We start from the raw sequence: 17,363 nt of genomic DNA on the forward strand, positions 1-17,363 counted from the left end.
ATTGGGATTAACTCCAATATTTTCTATCCAAAGTGCGATATTGGATGGCTTCGGAGATGTGGTCGCTTTTGATGGTGGGCGCATTATCCAAATCTGCGATAGTCCTGGCCACCTTCAGGATGCGGTCAAAGACTCTGGCAGAATAGCCCAGTTTATCGATGGCGTTTTGCATCAGGGCATGGCTTGCGCTATCCAGGGGACAAAACTCACGCATCATCTTGCTATTCATCTGGCTGTTATTGAATATTCCCTTGTTCTCAAAGCGTTTATGCTGAATCTCGCGGGCTTTGTTCACTCGCTCGCGGATAGTGGCTGATGAATCTCCGGAAGGTAGGGCGCTTAGGTCTTTATACGCCACAGTGGGTACTTCCACATGGATGTCGATGCGATCCAACAAAGGGCCGGATACACGGTTGCGGTATCGGCTGATAAAGCCTGGTTCGCATGTGCATTCGTGATTGGGTATGTTTGCCCCGAAATATCCACATGGACAGGGGTTCATGGAGGCGATCAGCATGAATTCTGCCGGGAATGTGAGGCTGGTGGAAGCCCTGGATATAGTTACAATGCCGTCTTCAAGAGGCTGTCGCAATACTTCCAGCACAGCTCGCTTAAACTCCGGCAGTTCGTCCAAAAACAGTACTCCCCGATGAGAGAGACTCACCTCACCGGGTTTGGGATAGGTTCCTCCTCCGATCAAGGCGATGTCGCTGATCGTATGGTGAGGGGCCCGAAAGGCTCTAGTAGTAAGGATACCATTGCGAAAGTCTTTGGAAAATCCCGCTACAGAGTGGATTTTAGTGGCTTCCAGCGCTTCGTCCAATGTAAGCTCCGGCAGGATGGTGGGTACACGCCGTGCGAGCATGGTCTTGCCGCTGCCGGGAGGCCCGATCATCAGGAGGTTGTGCCCGCCTGCAGCCGCAACTTCCAAAGCGCGTTTCACCTGATACTGCCCTTTTACGTCGTGCATGTCCAAAGGAAAGTCGTTCAACACCCGAAAGATCTTCTCCCGGTCAACCTTTGCCCTCTCTATGCTGGTCTCGCCTTTCAAGTAGCGGACTGTCTCTGCCAGCGAAGTAACGGGGATCACAGTGATATCGTCGATAATAGCGGCTTCTTCGGCATTCTCGTAAGGAACTATCAGTATATCCACACCATCACGTTGAGCAGAGATAGCGATCGGCAATACTCCATCTACAGGACGGACATTACCATCCAGGGAAAGCTCTCCCACCACAGCAATCTTTTGCAGACCGGGATCCGGGATGCCGTGGTTGTTCATCACAACAGCCAAAGCGATGGGCAGATCCAATGCGGAAGAATCCTTGCGGATATCTGCCGGAGCTAGATTGATAGTGTATCGGGCACTTTTATAGGATATTCCGCTGTTGCGCAGAGCGGCAAATACCCGGTCTTTGCTCTCCTTAACCGCGTTTGTGGGCATCCCTACGATGTTTACGCCCTGTTGCATGGTGCCTTCCCGATCGCATTCTACCGCAACTTGCAGCGCATCAATTCCCAGTGTAGTATATGTGAGTGCAAATCCTACCATTAGCTATTCCTTTTCGATATCTTTGTTACTTTATTCATCAGTTTTGATGAAGAGAGGGGAGTCAAGCTTTTTCTTGGGAAATGCCTCATCAGCAGTGCGCATATTGGTTGAATGCTCAGGCTTCGCCTTCGCTGTTGAACGGCCTTCGGCCTGTGGCATAGGCTACGCCCTATTGAACCATCACAATTGACCGTGAAAATCCATGCTAGTCTGTGGAAAGAAGAGTGTCTAGCCACACATCCGGATCCGGTACATCTCCTACATCAGAATATGGAACTACTACGAACAAGATATTTCTTGACCTAAATTGCTATCGTACTATACTATAATTATGCTTGATTCTGCGGTTACCTATGTTTATCTGCAGTAAAACTCTGCAGAAAAGGAGTTCTTATGAAGCTAAAACCAAATGATCGATGGCAGTTTTCGTCGACTGACATCTCTGTTGATACAATCGTAGACAGATTCCTTCATAACCTCAAATACGACTTGGGCAAGGATCGTTTTTCCGCCACTGCATACGATTGCTATGTGGCTTTTGCTCTCACCATCCGGGATTACCTTACGGATAACTGGCTGCAATACCAACAAGATCAATATGCAGCAGATGCCAAACGCGTGTACTACCTCTCTTTGGAATTCCTCATCGGCAGAGCTCTCAGCAATGCCCTGATCAATCTGGACATAGTATCTGAAGCTACTGCAGCGCTGAAAAAACTCGGGTTCAACATGAGCGAACTGGCGGAAATTGAATGGGACGCAGGCTTGGGTAATGGTGGTTTGGGGCGCCTGGCAGCCTGTTTTCTGGATTCTCTCTCCAGCCTGAAGATCCCCGCTTATGGTTATGGCATCCGCTATGAATACGGTATTTTCCGCCAAAGTATCCATAATGGCTATCAGGTGGAATCTCCTGATAACTGGCTGCGTTATGGCACAGTGTGGGAGATTCCCCAGCCCGAGCACCTCTATCCCGTCCGATACGGAGGCCAGGTTCATTTCTCGGAGGTCAAGGGCGGCAAACTGAAAGCAACATGGGACAATGAAAGCTATGTGATGGCAATGGCTTACGATTATATGATCCCTGGTTATAGAAACGGAGCGGTAAATACCCTGCGCTTGTGGTCTGCTAAAGCCACACGTGATTTTAACCTCAACATGTTCAATCAGGGAGATTATGTGAGTGCAGTGGCGGACAAAAATAACAGTGAAATCATCTCCAAAGTTCTGTATCCAAAGGACGACACTCTGCAGGGCAAAGAACTGCGCCTGAAGCAGGAGTATTTCTTTGTATGCGCCACTCTGCAAGACATTCTGCGCCGTTATCTGAAAATCCACGACAGCCTTACGGAACTGCCCCAAAAGGTTGCCATCCAGTTGAACGACACGCATCCGGCCATCGCCATTCCGGAATTGATGCGCATCCTCGTGGACGAGAAGAATCTACCTTGGGACAAGGCATGGGACATCTGCACCAAAACCTTTGCTTATACCAATCACACAATCCTGCCTGAAGCCCTGGAAACCTGGACTACACAGATAATGGATGCGGTTCTCCCGCGTCACCTGCAGATCATCTACGAGATCAACCGCCGTTTCCTGGAATCCCTTAGCCTGCATAGCGACAACATCTCCGAGCTCTCGATCGTGCAGGAATTCCCGGAGAAAGCGATCCGTATGGCAAATCTCGCCATCGTAGGCTCACACAGCGTTAATGGCGTCTCAGCACTGCATACTGAGCTTTTGAAACACAATCTCTTTGCCGGATTTTATAAACTCAGCCCCGGCAAGTTCAATAACAAGACCAACGGCATTACTCCGCGGCGCTGGCTGATCCTGTCCAACCAGTCCCTCACGGAACTGATTTGCGATGCCATCGGCGAAAAATGGATGGATGATCTTACGGAATTGAAGGCCCTGGAGCAATTTACCGCTGATGCCATCTTTGTAAAACAGTGGGGCAAGGTGAAGCAAGACAACAAGATATCCTTCGCTTCGCAGATGAAGAAAATGGACAAGATCGAGCTCAATCCGGATTCGATCTTCGACTTTCATGTAAAACGCATTCACGAGTACAAAAGACAACTGCTCAATGCCTTACACATTATTCACCTAGCCTTGCAGATACGCGACAAAGGCATGCGCCCGCTATGCCCTCACAGCTTCCTCTTTGCAGGAAAAGCCGCTCCCGGATACTATATGGCAAAGCTTATCATCAAGTTTATCAACGACATAACAGCATGGATTGCCCAGGATAAAGAACTGGCAAAGCTGATTAAAGTGGTGTTCCTGCCAAATTACCGCGTCAGCTTGGCAGAGCAGATAATGCCAGCTGCTGAGATCTCTCAACAGATATCGATGGCAGGAACCGAAGCTTCCGGTACCGGAAATATGAAATTTGCCCTCAACGGAGCGCTCACAGTGGGCACTCTTGATGGAGCCAATATCGAGATCAAAGCAGCAGTCGGCGCTAAAAACATCTATATATTCGGGAATGATGCCGCTGGAATCCAAGCCCTGCGCGCAACATCCTACAACTCCATGGAATACATTAATCGAGATCAAGACCTGAAAGCCGTGATCGACTTCATCGCTTCCAATGCTCTGAATCCCTCTCAACCAGAGCTGTACAAACCCATCCTGCAAGAACTATGCGAGTTTGGCGATCGCTATTGTCTGATGGCGGATTTTCGCTCTTATGCAGACACCATGGCCAAAGTGGCAAAAGATTACGATAATGAGGCCCTGTGGAACAAAAAATCCATCTGCAACGTTGCCAATATGGGCACTTTCTCTTCAGACTACGTGATCAAGCAATACGCAAAGGAGATCTGGGGATTATAATGCGATTACGTCAGCAATGTAGAAGCGGCATCTTGCCGCTTCTTCTTCGTTTGTCCACAGATAAACACTGATTATCACGAATTATCACCTGCTTTCGTTGGATTTCACGTAGATTTACGCAGATAAAAGCGCAGATAACGCATATTCGATTGAGGAGGGGTGAATCTGGTATCGCCCTCCTGGCTCAGGCAAGCACCATCAACATCAACAGTGCAGCGCAAAGGAACGTTCAACTGCAGCGCTGCAACACTAGAAAACCAAGAACAAAGAACTAATCCAGTCACTTTTAGCTTGACATTCTATCCATAAACCTGAAATTGTTCTTAGTATAGATAACTTTGTACTATCTATTGGATAGTCTGAATGAGGTACGAATGAAACGCTTATTATGCCAGATACTGTTTGCCTCCCTGATCTGTCTGCTCCCTGCTGATGTCCTATTGAACGACTATAGTTTCCAATATGCTACCGGCGTATATGAAGAGATCACAGAAGGTATCGCTTTGGGCTCTGCCGGAGCAGACCGGCAATATATCTGCAATCCCCAGCTTCCTACGGGTAGCAATTCAGTATCGTCCGGTCCCGGTTTTCCCCTTGGTTTTGACTTCACTTTTGCGGGAGAGAGCTTCGATCGCATCGGCGTGCATGTGGATGGCTGGATTGCTTTGGGCAAATCCACCTATGCCGATCAAGCCGTGGATATGCGTTCCAGCCTCATCTATATGCCTCTCAGTACTACTCTGGGCGGTCAGCAGGATGAAACTTTGGTAGCGCGCATAGCCGCCTTTGGTAATAACATTTGTGCTCAGGAAGGCTCCAGCATCCTGCTCCGATGTTCCGGTAGCGCACCACAGCGTAAAGTGACTATTCAATGGAAGCATTACGGCAGAAACGATATCAGCGGAGATTCCTTCAATTTCCAGATTCAACTGCGGGAAGCGGATATGAGTATAGCGATCAATTATGGGCAGATTCAGGTGACCACAGCCTTTGCCGTTCAGGTGGGGATGAGAGCGTCTCCGGCAAGCAATGGAGTAAATTTTGCCAATCGTTATCTTGCCTTGGGCGGAAGTTGGGATACCACGGTAGCCGGAACTCAAACCCAGGATACGGCAGCGGCTACACCCAGTCAGTACCCCGCGCAAGGCAGCAGCTTTATCTGGAATCCCCCTACCGTGTTACAAGCTGATTTTAGTGCAAATCCCCTGTCTGGCACTGCGCCTTTGAGCGTGCAATTCACCGATCTCAGCAGCGCGGGAGCGTCACCCCTCACCAGTTGGAATTGGAGCTTTGGAGATCAGAGCAGCAGCCTCCAAAATCCCCTCATCACCTTTCCCCATTCCGGAGTGTATGATATCAGCCTCAGTGTGGGAGACGGAACTGCCAGCGCCAGCATCACTAAAGTGGCTTATATTACTGTCTATCCGGCAGATATCCCCGGCGTGAACACCAGTATCATCATGGATGGAAACGATGCAATAGTCTCTTGGGAGCCCATCACAAGAGATGTTGATGGCAGCAACCGTACCTCCCAATACTACTTTCTATATTTCAATGGCTCCACTGATCCCTTGGGAGATTTTTACTTTTTGGCCCCGATCGCTTACCCGAATACCCAGTATCGTCATGTGGGAGTGGGACTTGGCGCTCAGCACATGTATTACCGGGTTACGGTCGTTAGTGCAGATCAGGAGGAGTGATATTTGACGGGCTAATCTCGCCTATCCTCATTCTGAGGATCAAGGAAGTCTGAAGCTGATATAAAGGCGTTATTATGCAGTCGTCACTCGATGATAACCCGATGATATCTGCTTGATGTCTGGATAATCCAAAGATCAAAAATGCGGAAGTGTCATCTTGACGCTTTTGTCTCAATCCACGAATTTCCGCGTGCTATTCATTCTTCATATTACCTCTATGACTCCAGCTAATTACATTGATCCGAATTCAAAGAGAAATGTCACCGAATGATGGATATACAGAAAACCTGGATGGGATCAGGCAAAAACACATATATGTTGATTGATATCAACAAAAAATACTCAAATCATGTAGCAGATCGCAATCATTGGTTGACACTCATCTGAAACATCAGTAAATTATCATTGTGGAAAAGAACTAATATCCGCTTTTTTCGAGAGGATAACCGTAAGGAGCTTACCATGAGAAAACTTCTTTTAGTATCAGTCTTTTTGCTCCTGATTTTTGCTGCCTGGGGGCAAGTGACCTATCACCTGGAGCTTACCCACATCAATCCAATGAATGTCAAAGGGATTTTCCGGATCGAAAACAACACCAGTAATACACTCGACTATTATTTTGGATCTTCAGCAAACTTTGAGCTGTGGATGGACGGTTTAGGACCTGGTATGGCTTGGTTGCCCATAGAAAACGAGATTCACATTGAGTCTTATGGAGCTTTTGAAAAAGAAGTTGAACATAGCACTATCCAGCAGCATGATGTGGGTACTCATTACCTGCAGGTGCATTGCTACAACCAAGTACCTGCCTATCCTATCGGTCCCGTTCTGAGCTTTACAGTGGGTAACGGTTCTACTGCGATCGATAATCTGGATTTCAGCTTCGTCCTAAACCATATAAGCACCGAGTCTATCACGGGAACACTTACCATTCACAATCAAGGTACTACTGCCTGGTACCAAAACTTTTCCGGTGGACTGGGCTTTATCGCTGTGGATGGCGATTATCCCGAGATCATTCCCCCAGAGAATTTCCTGAACTATTTGGAATTGGATCCTGGTGAGAGCTATGGCGCAGATATCACTCATCTGTTCAGCACGGCTCCTACTACGGGGAATCATACCGCTACAGTCTATTTGCGCACCTATCCCCCGATTGAATTGGGCCTTACCACAGACTTCGTGATAAATCCTACTGCAACTGATGATCCACACGTACCGGAGCTTGCGCAAATGAGAGTGTACCCCAATCCATTCAGAAATATGCTGAAGATTACTGTGGATAAAGGCCAAAGCCCAGCGCTGTACAATCTGAAGGGACAAAAACTGATGCAGTGGCAAAACCAGGCGGAAATCTCTTGGGATGGCAATGATGCACAGGGCTGCCAGCTGCCGCAAGGCATGTATCTGATCCGGAGCGGAAATCTGATCAGAAAGGTGATAAAGCTGCGGTAGGGGGATAGATTCATCTGCTGCTGGTGACGTATAGACTTCTCCAGGGAGGGGGAGATGCCGGAGCTTCGGAGATAAGTTGCTATAGATAAAGGGCACTATGATGTACTTGGTATCGAGTGTTACGTTACTTCAGTAGTAAAATGCTGTAATATACGTACAATGAGCCTAATCACAGCCATAGTTTGAGTATTCTGTTTTCATCCAGTCTGAATCACAGCAGTTAACCTTCCTCAAGGGGCCAAGATGGTGAATTGCTATCAGTTGAGTTTGATCCGCCAGTAAAGACTATTTCCATGTGAATTACAATGCTCCTGACAAGAGTTCCAACATTGTCCTCACCATATCCGCAATTCAAATAGTAACGCTCTGCAAAAAGTATTTGACACAAAGTCCTGCATATGCAGAGTAGCATGAAATACAAACAAAGGAGAAAAATCAGATGCACAAACAGAATTGAATCAGTAGCGGCTCTTGCATTGATTTAACACATCTGATATCTCAGGCTACGGGCTGTTACTGCTATATCCCCTTCTAAAACTGAATTAAGGAGAATAATATGCAGTTCATACAGCTAAAAGACATCCACTATTGTTATCCAGATCAATATCAATCCATCCTTAAGGGTATAGATTTGGTGATTGCCGAAGGTGAAAAGATAGCCCTGATCGGCAGCAATGGCAGCGGAAAAACCACCCTGTTGCGCATCATCCTGCAAGAACTATCGCCCACCAAAGGAAGGATAAATTACCCCGGCAGCCCTCCAGTAATTGCGTATCTGCCTCAGGACATAAAGGTAAGCTCCGGGAATCGAGTGCGGGAATTCTTGCTGAATGTTCAGCCGGAAAAATTCCGTTTGATTACCGGGATCGAAAAGCTCTCCGCCATCGATGAGCTTAGTCCAGAGGAGGGGATACAGCTTTCTTCCCTGTGGCACGAATATCACGCCGGCAATGTGACGGATTGGGAAAGCGATGTACAGTCCATGATCATGCGGATGAATTTGCAACATCTGGCAGAGCGCGATTGCAGCAGCCTTTCCGGAGGTGAATCCACCCGTTTGCAACTGGCGGCGCTGCTCTTGGAAAAGCCGGACATCCTGATTCTGGACGAGCCTACCAACCACCTGGATCTACCAAATATCATGTGGCTGGAAGATTGGCTTTCGTCCTACAGCGGAGCGGTACTGTATGTATCTCACGATAAGATGTTTATCGATAACACTGCCACAAAGATAGCGGAATTGAAAGCGGGTAAACTGGATATCCGCATGGGCAATTTCGCCAGTTTCAGCCGGGACAAAGCGGACTTGCAAAATCATCAAATGGTACAGTATCAAGAGCGCAAGAGACTGATCCGAAACCTGCAGCAAGCAGTGCAGAAACGCCGGGGCTGGGCGCAAAGCTTTCAACCGGAGACGCGGGCAGAAGGCAGAGGAGCGGTATATGAATCCGTCTTTAACGCAGCCAGAACCCAGATGCAGCAAGCCCGCTATATCGAAAAGCGGATCCGGATGCTGAATGAGCGCTATCACGTGGAACGGCCGATGTTTGATAAAGAACGTAAAGTGGATTTTGGCGAAGTGCATCTTTCCAACCGCGAACTGATCAACATCAGTGCGATGAGCTTCAGCTACAGTGACAAGTGGATTTTCAAAGACTTCTTTTTCAACCTTGGCTCTGCAGAGCGAGTATGGCTAAGCGCTGCCAATGGTTGTGGAAAAACTACCTTGATGAGGCTGATCTATGGCGAACTGAGCCCCCAAAAAGGCGAAATATCCTATGCTCCCCGCCTTCGAATAGCCTACTATCGGCAGGATTTGAGCCTTCTGGATGCCAACCTGACGGTGCTGGACTATCTTCCTGATAGTGGTGGCGACAACATACACATTCACAATATGATGGGCTGCCTCGGTTTGAAAGACGATCTGGCCAATGAAGAAATGGGAAGCCTTTCCTGGGGAGAAAAAGCCAAAGTACAGATCCTGGGCATCCTGCTGGGCGAGTATAATGTGTTGCTGCTGGACGAGCCTACGAACCATCTGGATATGCGCAGCCGGGATCTATTGGCGCGCGCTCTGGAGAAATATACCGGAGCCGTGATCTTTGTATCTCACGATCGTTCTTTCATACACCGGATAGCTACCAGGGAGTTGAATCTGGAGAAGGATGTATAATGCGGATGGTAGATGATGAGTTGGCCGGATCTTCGTTGAAATACAAAATAGGCGGGACCAAAATCCCGCCTTGTGCTGATGAATGAATCTTTGAGATTAAGCTTTTTGTGAAAGAACCACGCGCCATTCTTTATTGTGGATCTTGATGGTATCCCAATATGCTTTTTTGGCAACCACTTCTTCTTTTCCCGCTGCCTTGAAGCTGTATTCGCCTTCTCCGCTAGCTTTTGTGGAGATGGTTCTGGCTAGCTCCAGTAGGGATTCATTCCCCTGAAACATAGGATCCGTGAAGGTGTTTGCGCCTATCTCGGGCTTATCCTGATCGCTTACGACCATGCCATCGGGTTCCATTGCCCACAATTGATAATCTGTCCCGACTCCGGCATTGTTCATAACAATCTGGGGGAGCATCGATGTATCCAGAGTGAGAACGAGGGAGCCCATGAACTTCTGTTTGGCATCAAACAAATGATATGCTAAGACCACTGTGGCAAAGCCTTCCACGGCAATATCCCGAGAATCGCCACCGAATCTGAGTGCCGACTCCCAGACTTCGCCTATGTCAATCTTTGCCACAAATGCCCCAGCCCTACTTGATGAATGAATACCAAAATCTGCAGCATCGCCGTTGTTCCCCGTGATGTAAACACTTCCATCCGTGCCCGCAGCAATGCCGTGTCCAATATCCGCTCCTGTACCGCCCGCACGATTTGCCCAGGCCCAGGATCCTTCTGACAATATCACTGTTACAAACACTTCAGTGCTACAGAAGCCTTCTCCTGTTAACACATCATCTCCAAAGTAAGCTGGGGAAGCAACTGTACCGGTGAGATATAAATTGCCAATGGCGTCTCTGTCGATGCTGTAAACATAGTCATCTGATCTGCTGCTGCCACCGCTCAGGGCCCATAACCACTGTGGATTCTGGCCAAATAAAGAAACACATACGAGCAAAAAAATGCTCCCAAACAAACAATTCGCGTATCATCATGTCTTCATCCTAGCATGAATAGTGTCCCTATCATAATCAAATGAGTGTATGTGAAACTTTACTGTTAAGCAAAATCTCACATGTTTATCATTGTCTATTACGGGATTTGTATAATCTCTGCAACACTCCACACATAATTGATGTGGTAATACCAGTATTGTGTGGGTAGTACTTGCTATAGGGATTGCAGGTACGACACAAAAAAGAGCAGCCTAAGTGACTGCTCTATATAACTAATTGTATCCTGATAATGGTACTAGCTTATTTCACATGGAAGTTATCCAGGAATTGCTGCAGGATGGCAGCCCGGCTGGGATGCCGCAGTTTCTTGAGAGCCTTGTCTTCGATCTGGCGGATACGTTCACGAGTCACCTGAAAGATATTGCCTACTTCTTCCAGGGTACGGTGATAACCGTCGTCGATGCCAAAGCGGAGGCGGATCACGCGTTCTTCGCGGGTTGTGAGCGTTCTTAGCACTTCATCCACCTGTTTCTTCAGCAAGCTGCGTTCGGCTAGGCGTTCAGGGGAGATGATGGTTCTATCTTCGATGAAGTCGCCCAAGATGCTATCTTCGCTGTCGTGGCCGATGGGTTTATCCAGCGAGACGGGTTCTTTGCTGATGGACAGGATGTTTTTCACCTTTTCCACGGGCATATCCAGTACTTCCGAGATTTCTTCGGGATAAGGATCGCGGCCCAGCTTTTGCATCAGGCGGCGGCTGGTGCGGTTGATCTTGTTTATAGATTCGATCATATGTACAGGAATGCGTATTGTTCGTGCCTGATCTGCGATGGCGCGGGTGATGGCTTGACGAATCCACCACGTGGCGTAGGTGCTGAATTTGAAGCCCTTGCGGTAGTCATATTTTTCTACAGCGCGCATCAGCCCGGTGTTTCCTTCCTGTATGAGGTCCAAGAATTCCAGTCCGCGATTGTTATAACGTTTGGCGATGGAGATCACGAGGCGCACGTTGGCCTCGATCATCTCGTTTTGCGCCTTTTCCTTGTTGCGTTCAGCGCGGTCTATTTCACGCAGGAGGAAGACCAATTCGGTGCCGGTCATCTTTGTTTCCAGTTCTACGCGGCGGATCTTGCGGCGGGCGTTTTTGATCTTACGCAGAGTTTCCACAAAGATATTGGGATCCATATTGGTTTCGCCTTTTACTTCTTCAAAATCCTCATCGCTTTTCTTCGCGCGGCGTCCGTAGGTGCAGATTTCGTCTATGGTATAGCGTTTGATCTTTGTAAGTTCATTAATGGAGTGATAGCTTTCTTCGATGCGTTCCACCAGGCTGCGGATGCGGTAGACCATGCGTTTGATGAGTTTGTCGTTGTAGGACAAGCTCATGAAGGTTTCCACCACTTGTTCGCGTAGTTTATCTATCTCTTCTTGCCTGCTGGCGGTACCGGTTTCATCGAAGTTACAATTATCCAGGATGCCCCCGATCTTATCCAGGGTTTTCTCGTTTTCTTTCAGTATTTCTTTGAAGTGATCGATGATTTTGACGTCCTGATTTTTGTCGATCCAAGTACCGATATCCACTTTGAAGATTTGATCCAATCTCACGCGGCGTTCACGGTAGCGATGCAGGAAGTTGTACATTTCGCGCAGAGTGGAGCCTGCCTGGAACACATTTTGATTGATCATCTTCTGGTAGGTTTCGATCTTTTTGGCTACGCGTACCTCGCCATCCCTATCCAGAAGGGGAACTCTGCCCATCTCCCTCAAATACATACGCACCGGATCATCATAGAAGCGTTTGGTCTTGAACTTCTTGGGGGCAGTGGGTTTACGAATGGCCGCTCCGCCTTTGGTGATGCGTTTTTCGGTTTCGTCGATGATCTCGATTCCATCTTGCGAAAGGTCGAAGATAATGTCGTCTACCTTATCCAAAAAGAAGGGGCTATTTGGCAAGATGTCGTTGATTTGTTTGAAGGTGATATATCCGGAGTCTTTTCCCAGATCCACCAGCTTTTTCAAACATTCGTTATAAGTAATCATCAATGCTCCTTGGCAAAGAGTTCTCTAAAAGAGGACTTTATTTACCACCCGCTTTGTCATTCTGCGATACTCACGGGAAAGTGTTTCCTTCTGTTTGAGGAGTTCCAGATTGCCGGAATCCCTGTTTATTGCCTTGTCCAAGACCTCCAGATCCCGTTTCAGCTTACGCAGTTTCAAGTCTCGGATCATACCAGAAAGGTTTGCTAAATGCAAATCCTCAAACAGAAGTTCAGCCATGCTGTTTTTGATTTCATCATTTTCAATATCGTCCAAAAGCGCTGCCGGATTCCAGGTCTCCAGTTTTGGGATCCTGGATTGCAGGAAACTAAAGACTTGGCGGCAGAGCTTACTGTTAAAATAATCCACAGAGAGTTCATTGGCAAGAAGATTGTAACTATCTGCATCTTTCAAGGCCATGCCTAGAAGCTGCATTTCCATGCTGGTTTCGGATAGTTTTGAGGGGGATGGCGCGTCTTCCGGCTGTGCTGTCGTGGTTCCTCCGCTGCGGCGCAGACTGGAGAGCAGAGACTGAGTGGTGATACCGAAGCTGCGCGAAATGTCAGCGACAAATAGTTCTCTTTGGATGGGATCGTCCAACTGTCTCAGAGCGTCCAAAAGGAGGTCTATGCGCTCCTTCACAGGTTCATCGATATTCGTGGAAGTGGCCATGAAATCGATGAGAGTTGGCGCTTTATCTATCAATTCTTGTAAGGCGTCTTTGCCAAAAGCAAGCAGGAAAGAATCCGGATCTTCTCCTTCGGGAAGTGTGGCGATGCGCACTTGCATGCCTTTGGAAAGGCAGAGCATACCGCCCCGGATAGCTGCTTTCACTCCGGCTTTGTCGCTATCGTAGAGCATTACCGTTTTCCGGGAAAAGCGGTTCAACAGGAGCACCTGATTGAGGGTGAGCGCTGTACCCAAACTGGCAACAGAGTTTACAAAACCATGTTCATAGAGACGCAGAAAGTCGAAATAGCCCTCGCATACCAGAGAGTAGTCCATCTTGCTGATGTTGTATTTGGTCTTGAAAAGGCCATACAGCTCTTTGCCTTTGGTATAGAGATCGGTACCGGGAGAATTTATGTATTTGCCAGAGTTCTCTTTTTCTTCGATGATCCTGCCGCCAAAGGCAATTACATCCCCGGTATTGTTGTGAATAGAAAACATCAGCCGATCGCGGAAAAGGTCGTTCAAAGCTCCACTATATTCGGTAAAGAGTCCGCTTATTTTCAGCAAATCTACGCCATAGCCTTCTTTGAGCAGATGATTCAACAGGCTACGGTTTGAAGGCAGGGCAAACCCCAGTTGCAGCTCCTTGGCCGTCTGAGGGCTAAACTTCCTTCCGGCAAGGTATTCCAAGGCATTATCAGCGTGCTCAAACAGGCATTCTGCAAAAAAATCACCAGCACTTTTATATACCTGTAAAAGCTGTTGACGGCGAGTGGAGGCTACTGTGCCGCGCTCGTGTTCGGGGATGCTGAAACCGGAGCGCTGAGCCAGTTTTTTTACGGCTTCGATGAAGTTTAGCTTCTCATATTCCTGCACAAAAGTGAAGACGTTGCCGGCCTTTCCGCAGGCGAAGCACTTGAAAATCTGTTTGGGCTGGCTTACATACATGGAAGGTCGCGTATCATCGTGAAAAGGGCATACTCCACGCCAGTTTGACCCCATATGTTTCAGGGGTACATAGGCTTGGATTACATCCACAATGTCATTTGCCTGGCGAATTTGGTCGATCAGGTGGTTGTCCAACGCTCTTCCTTATATTTTTACTACCGTTACCCCGCTTCCGCCTTCAAACATGGGCGGGGTCTCGATGCTTTTAACATTCTTTTTTCGGGAAAGATACTCGCGCACCTTGGTTCGGAGGGCTCCGGTTCCTTTTCCGTGTACGATTCGAAGAGTACTGAAGCCGGTGAGGGCAGCGTTATCCAAAAATTCATCTATGAGGGGCATCGCTTCGTCGAAAGTGAGTCCCAAAAGCTTCAGTTCCGTCTGAACCTTTGCATTTACTTTACTGGATGTAAGCGGTACTGCCGGTTCTGTTGCGGTTTGTGTACTACGGTAGAGATTGCTCAGTCTGGTTTTGAAGCCGATACCGTTCATATCCACAGTAGCTTCTTTGCCATTGATGGACAGTATTTGTGCTTCCGCTTCAAAATCTGCCAGCCAGACGCGATCTCCCACCTTGGGATTATCCGCTTTGATGCGGCCTTCGCTGTTGCTTCGTTTCAGTTCGCGGTTCAGTTCGTCATTCTGTATGGAAATATCATGCAATTTTCTTTCCGAAAGCTTGCGGCGTTCTTCTTTGTCCAATGCTTTCAGCTCGTTCAACTCTCTATTATACAGCTTTTGGAAGCCTATTAGCTCGGTCTGCAATTCTTTGATGTGTTTCAGGCGTCTTGCTTTCAGTTCAGTTTGCCATTCTCTTTCTTTGTCGTCCAATTCGTTAAGGCGATTCTGTATGTTCCGGGTTTTCAATTCGTATTGATAGATGCTTTTTGCCAGGTCCTTCTTCTGATCCTGCAGTGTTTTGATTAGGTTGCTAAACTCCAGGTTTTGACTGCCGGCAAGTTCTCTGGCGCGGTCAATCAAACTGGGATCGATACCCAGAGAGGCAGCTACTTCGATGGCAAAGCTGTCGCCGGGAATGCCGATATTGAGGTGGTAGGTGGGGATTAAAGAACGCATGTCAAATTGCATGGCGGCATTCACGCAGTGTGGATGAGATTCGGCGAAGACCTTCAGAGCGGTGTAGTGCGTGGTCACAATGCCTTTCACACCTTTTTCGGTAAGCTGTTCCAAAATAGCCTGAGCTAAAGCGGATCCTTGCTGGGGATCAGTAGCAGCACCGATCTCGTCTATCAGGATCAGGCTGCTGGTTTTGGCACTTTTCAGCATGCTTCCGATCTTGTCCAGATGAGAGCTGAAAGTGGAGAGAGCATTCTCGATGGATTGATCGTCTCCGATATCAGCTAAAACTTCTGTGAAGCAACCGATCTCGCTTTCTTCATCTACTGGAACCGGCAAGCCTGTCATAGCCATCAAGGTAATGAGCCCTACGGCTTTCATTAGCACAGTCTTCCCGCCGGTATTGGGTCCGCTGAGCACCAGCATGTTGTAGCTTTCACCCAAATTTAGATTGAAGGGTATTACTTTATGAAAACCGTTTGTACCTTCTTCGGCGATCTTTTTCAGGATCAAAAGGGGATGTCGGGCGCTCTGTAGCCGTAGTACGGGATCTTCACGCATCTGCGGTACTCTAGCCTTGATACTGTTTGCCACGCGTGCTGCCGCATAAAGGAAATCCAGACGGGCGAGATGTTTCTGATTGTTCAGTAACTCGCGTTTATGTACGCGGATGGAAGTGGAGTATTCGCTGAGAATGCGGTAGATCTCGCGCTTTTCTTCATCTTTCAGGAGCTGCAGTTCATTGTTCAAGGGTACTATTTCTGCAGGCTCGATGAAGACGGTGGCACCTTTGGCAGAATGGCTCTGAACTATGCCCGGAACGAAAGAAGCTGCGGATTCTTTAACTGGAATTACAAAACGATCGTCTCGCTGAGTTACGAACTTCTCCTGTAGAAAACCTTCCATGCGGGGTTCGGTAAGCATGTTTTGCATTGTGCGCTGAACCCGGCTGCGCAGACTGCTGATACTCCGCCGGATGCGCCCGAGTTCCGTCGATGCGCTGTCCAGGATGTCGCCTTCGGGATCAAAGATACGATCGAAAGCCTGGCGAATCTGGGGCAGAGGGACTACTCGCTTTACTATCTTTTGAGCCAGTGGCAGTTCATCAAAAGCGGAGTTGCTTTCCCCCAGCACTGTAGCCAGAGAGGAATTCTGGCAGATCAGCTTCAGTTCCTCGTAATCAAAGATGCCGGTAGAGCTATCTTCAAAGAGGAAAGAGATGTCGCATAGATCGAAAAAATCGAAGGTGATGCCTTGCTCCAGGGCGTTTTGAAAGGCAGCGATTAGGTTTTGGGAAGCGCACATGGCGTTGATGTCGGTGAGCGGCTTCAGTTCCCTTATCTGCAGCTTGCCCAAATCGCTGTGACAACTTGCTGCCAGGTGACCCAGCAGCAGTTTGAATTCCCGATCGGTCATTTTGATTCGTCTTCCCGCTTCTGCAGAAACTCAGGCATTTTGATGTAGTTCATCCTGTTTTTTAGATTCAGTTTTGCAAACATATCCTCTTTCAGCTGTTGCACTCCCACGTACACCCGGTGTTTTTCAGGATTTTTCAGCGGTTCAGAAAGCTTTGGTATATAGTCCATTACAACGCTGAAAATGATTACCAGGATTAGTCCGTTCAAAAATCCTAGGATAGCGCCCAAGCTTCGGTCTATCCACGATAACTTCATGGCACGGATGAAGCGTTCGAAAATCCATATTACAAAGCGCACTATCACTACAATGAGGACGAGGATCAGCACCACTGCGATGATGGTGGAAAGGGTCTTGCTATGCCCATATTTCAGCATCAATTGATTTGCAAGCAGAGGATAGTAATGACCCACTAGGAAGAAGGCCAGAACAACTCCGGCAAATTGAACTACCGCTCCTATCAGGCCGCGTCTGATACCAATGACAGTACATACCAGCATAAGTGCCAAAATTATCCAATCTATCACGGCCATAATGTGCTCC

10 protein-coding genes are annotated in these 17,363 nt (G+C 48.0%); 4 read left to right on the top strand and 6 right to left on the bottom strand.

Annotated elements, in window-relative coordinates; all coding sequences use genetic code 11:
• Positions 1 to 7: 7 nt before the first annotated feature.
• Complete coding sequence (locus PHF32_03560; GenBank protein MDD4559805.1) at positions 8 to 1,552, bottom strand: YifB family Mg chelatase-like AAA ATPase; 1,545 nt, start codon at positions 1,550 to 1,552, stop codon at positions 8 to 10.
• A gap of 393 nt (positions 1,553 to 1,945) precedes the next feature.
• On the opposite strand from PHF32_03560, the gene PHF32_03565 reads away from it, so the two are divergent.
• From PHF32_03565 to PHF32_03580, 4 genes are all read left to right on the top strand, one after another.
• Positions 1,946 to 4,393 carry a glycogen/starch/alpha-glucan phosphorylase gene (locus tag PHF32_03565; protein MDD4559806.1) on the top strand — a complete coding sequence of 816 codons (2,448 nt, stop codon included), beginning with the start codon at positions 1,946 to 1,948 and terminating at the stop codon, positions 4,391 to 4,393.
• A gap of 374 nt (positions 4,394 to 4,767) precedes the next feature.
• On the top strand, positions 4,768 to 6,093 hold the full coding sequence (locus tag PHF32_03570; protein ID MDD4559807.1) for a PKD domain-containing protein: 1,326 nt from the start codon (positions 4,768 to 4,770) through the stop codon (positions 6,091 to 6,093).
• A gap of 462 nt (positions 6,094 to 6,555) precedes the next feature.
• Positions 6,556 to 7,548 (top strand): T9SS type A sorting domain-containing protein, encoded by a 993-nt coding sequence (locus PHF32_03575; protein ID MDD4559808.1) that lies wholly within the window; start codon positions 6,556 to 6,558, stop codon positions 7,546 to 7,548.
• A 556-nt stretch (positions 7,549 to 8,104) separates the two neighbouring features.
• Positions 8,105 to 9,721: an ABC-F family ATP-binding cassette domain-containing protein gene (locus tag PHF32_03580; protein ID MDD4559809.1), complete on the top strand. Its 1,617-nt coding sequence runs from the start codon at positions 8,105 to 8,107 to the stop codon at positions 9,719 to 9,721.
• A gap of 96 nt (positions 9,722 to 9,817) precedes the next feature.
• Here the strand turns inward: PHF32_03580 and PHF32_03585 are convergent, their stop codons facing one another.
• The 5 genes from PHF32_03585 to PHF32_03605 all read right to left on the bottom strand — a co-directional run bounded on the left by PHF32_03585 (position 9,818) and on the right by PHF32_03605 (position 17,353).
• Positions 9,818 to 10,675: a hypothetical protein gene (locus tag PHF32_03585; protein ID MDD4559810.1), complete on the bottom strand. Its 858-nt coding sequence runs from the start codon at positions 10,673 to 10,675 to the stop codon at positions 9,818 to 9,820.
• Between the two features lie 298 nt (positions 10,676 to 10,973).
• On the bottom strand, positions 10,974 to 12,713 hold the full coding sequence (rpoD, locus tag PHF32_03590; protein MDD4559811.1) for an RNA polymerase sigma factor RpoD: 1,740 nt from the start codon (positions 12,711 to 12,713) through the stop codon (positions 10,974 to 10,976).
• Between the two features lie 24 nt (positions 12,714 to 12,737).
• On the bottom strand, positions 12,738 to 14,465 hold the full coding sequence (dnaG, locus tag PHF32_03595) for a DNA primase (protein ID MDD4559812.1): 1,728 nt from the start codon (positions 14,463 to 14,465) through the stop codon (positions 12,738 to 12,740).
• A 9-nt stretch (positions 14,466 to 14,474) separates the two neighbouring features.
• On the bottom strand, positions 14,475 to 16,820 hold the full coding sequence (locus PHF32_03600) for an endonuclease MutS2 (GenBank protein MDD4559813.1): 2,346 nt from the start codon (positions 16,818 to 16,820) through the stop codon (positions 14,475 to 14,477).
• Positions 16,817 to 17,353 (bottom strand): CvpA family protein, encoded by a 537-nt coding sequence (locus PHF32_03605; GenBank protein ID MDD4559814.1) that lies wholly within the window; start codon positions 17,351 to 17,353, stop codon positions 16,817 to 16,819. The genes PHF32_03600 and PHF32_03605 overlap by 4 nt, the downstream gene beginning before the upstream one ends.
• Between the last annotated feature and the right edge of the window lie 10 nt (positions 17,354 to 17,363).

This window comes from Candidatus Cloacimonadota bacterium (assembly GCA_028706475.1).
Taxonomy (GTDB): Bacteria; Cloacimonadota; Cloacimonadia; order Cloacimonadales; family Cloacimonadaceae; genus UBA5456.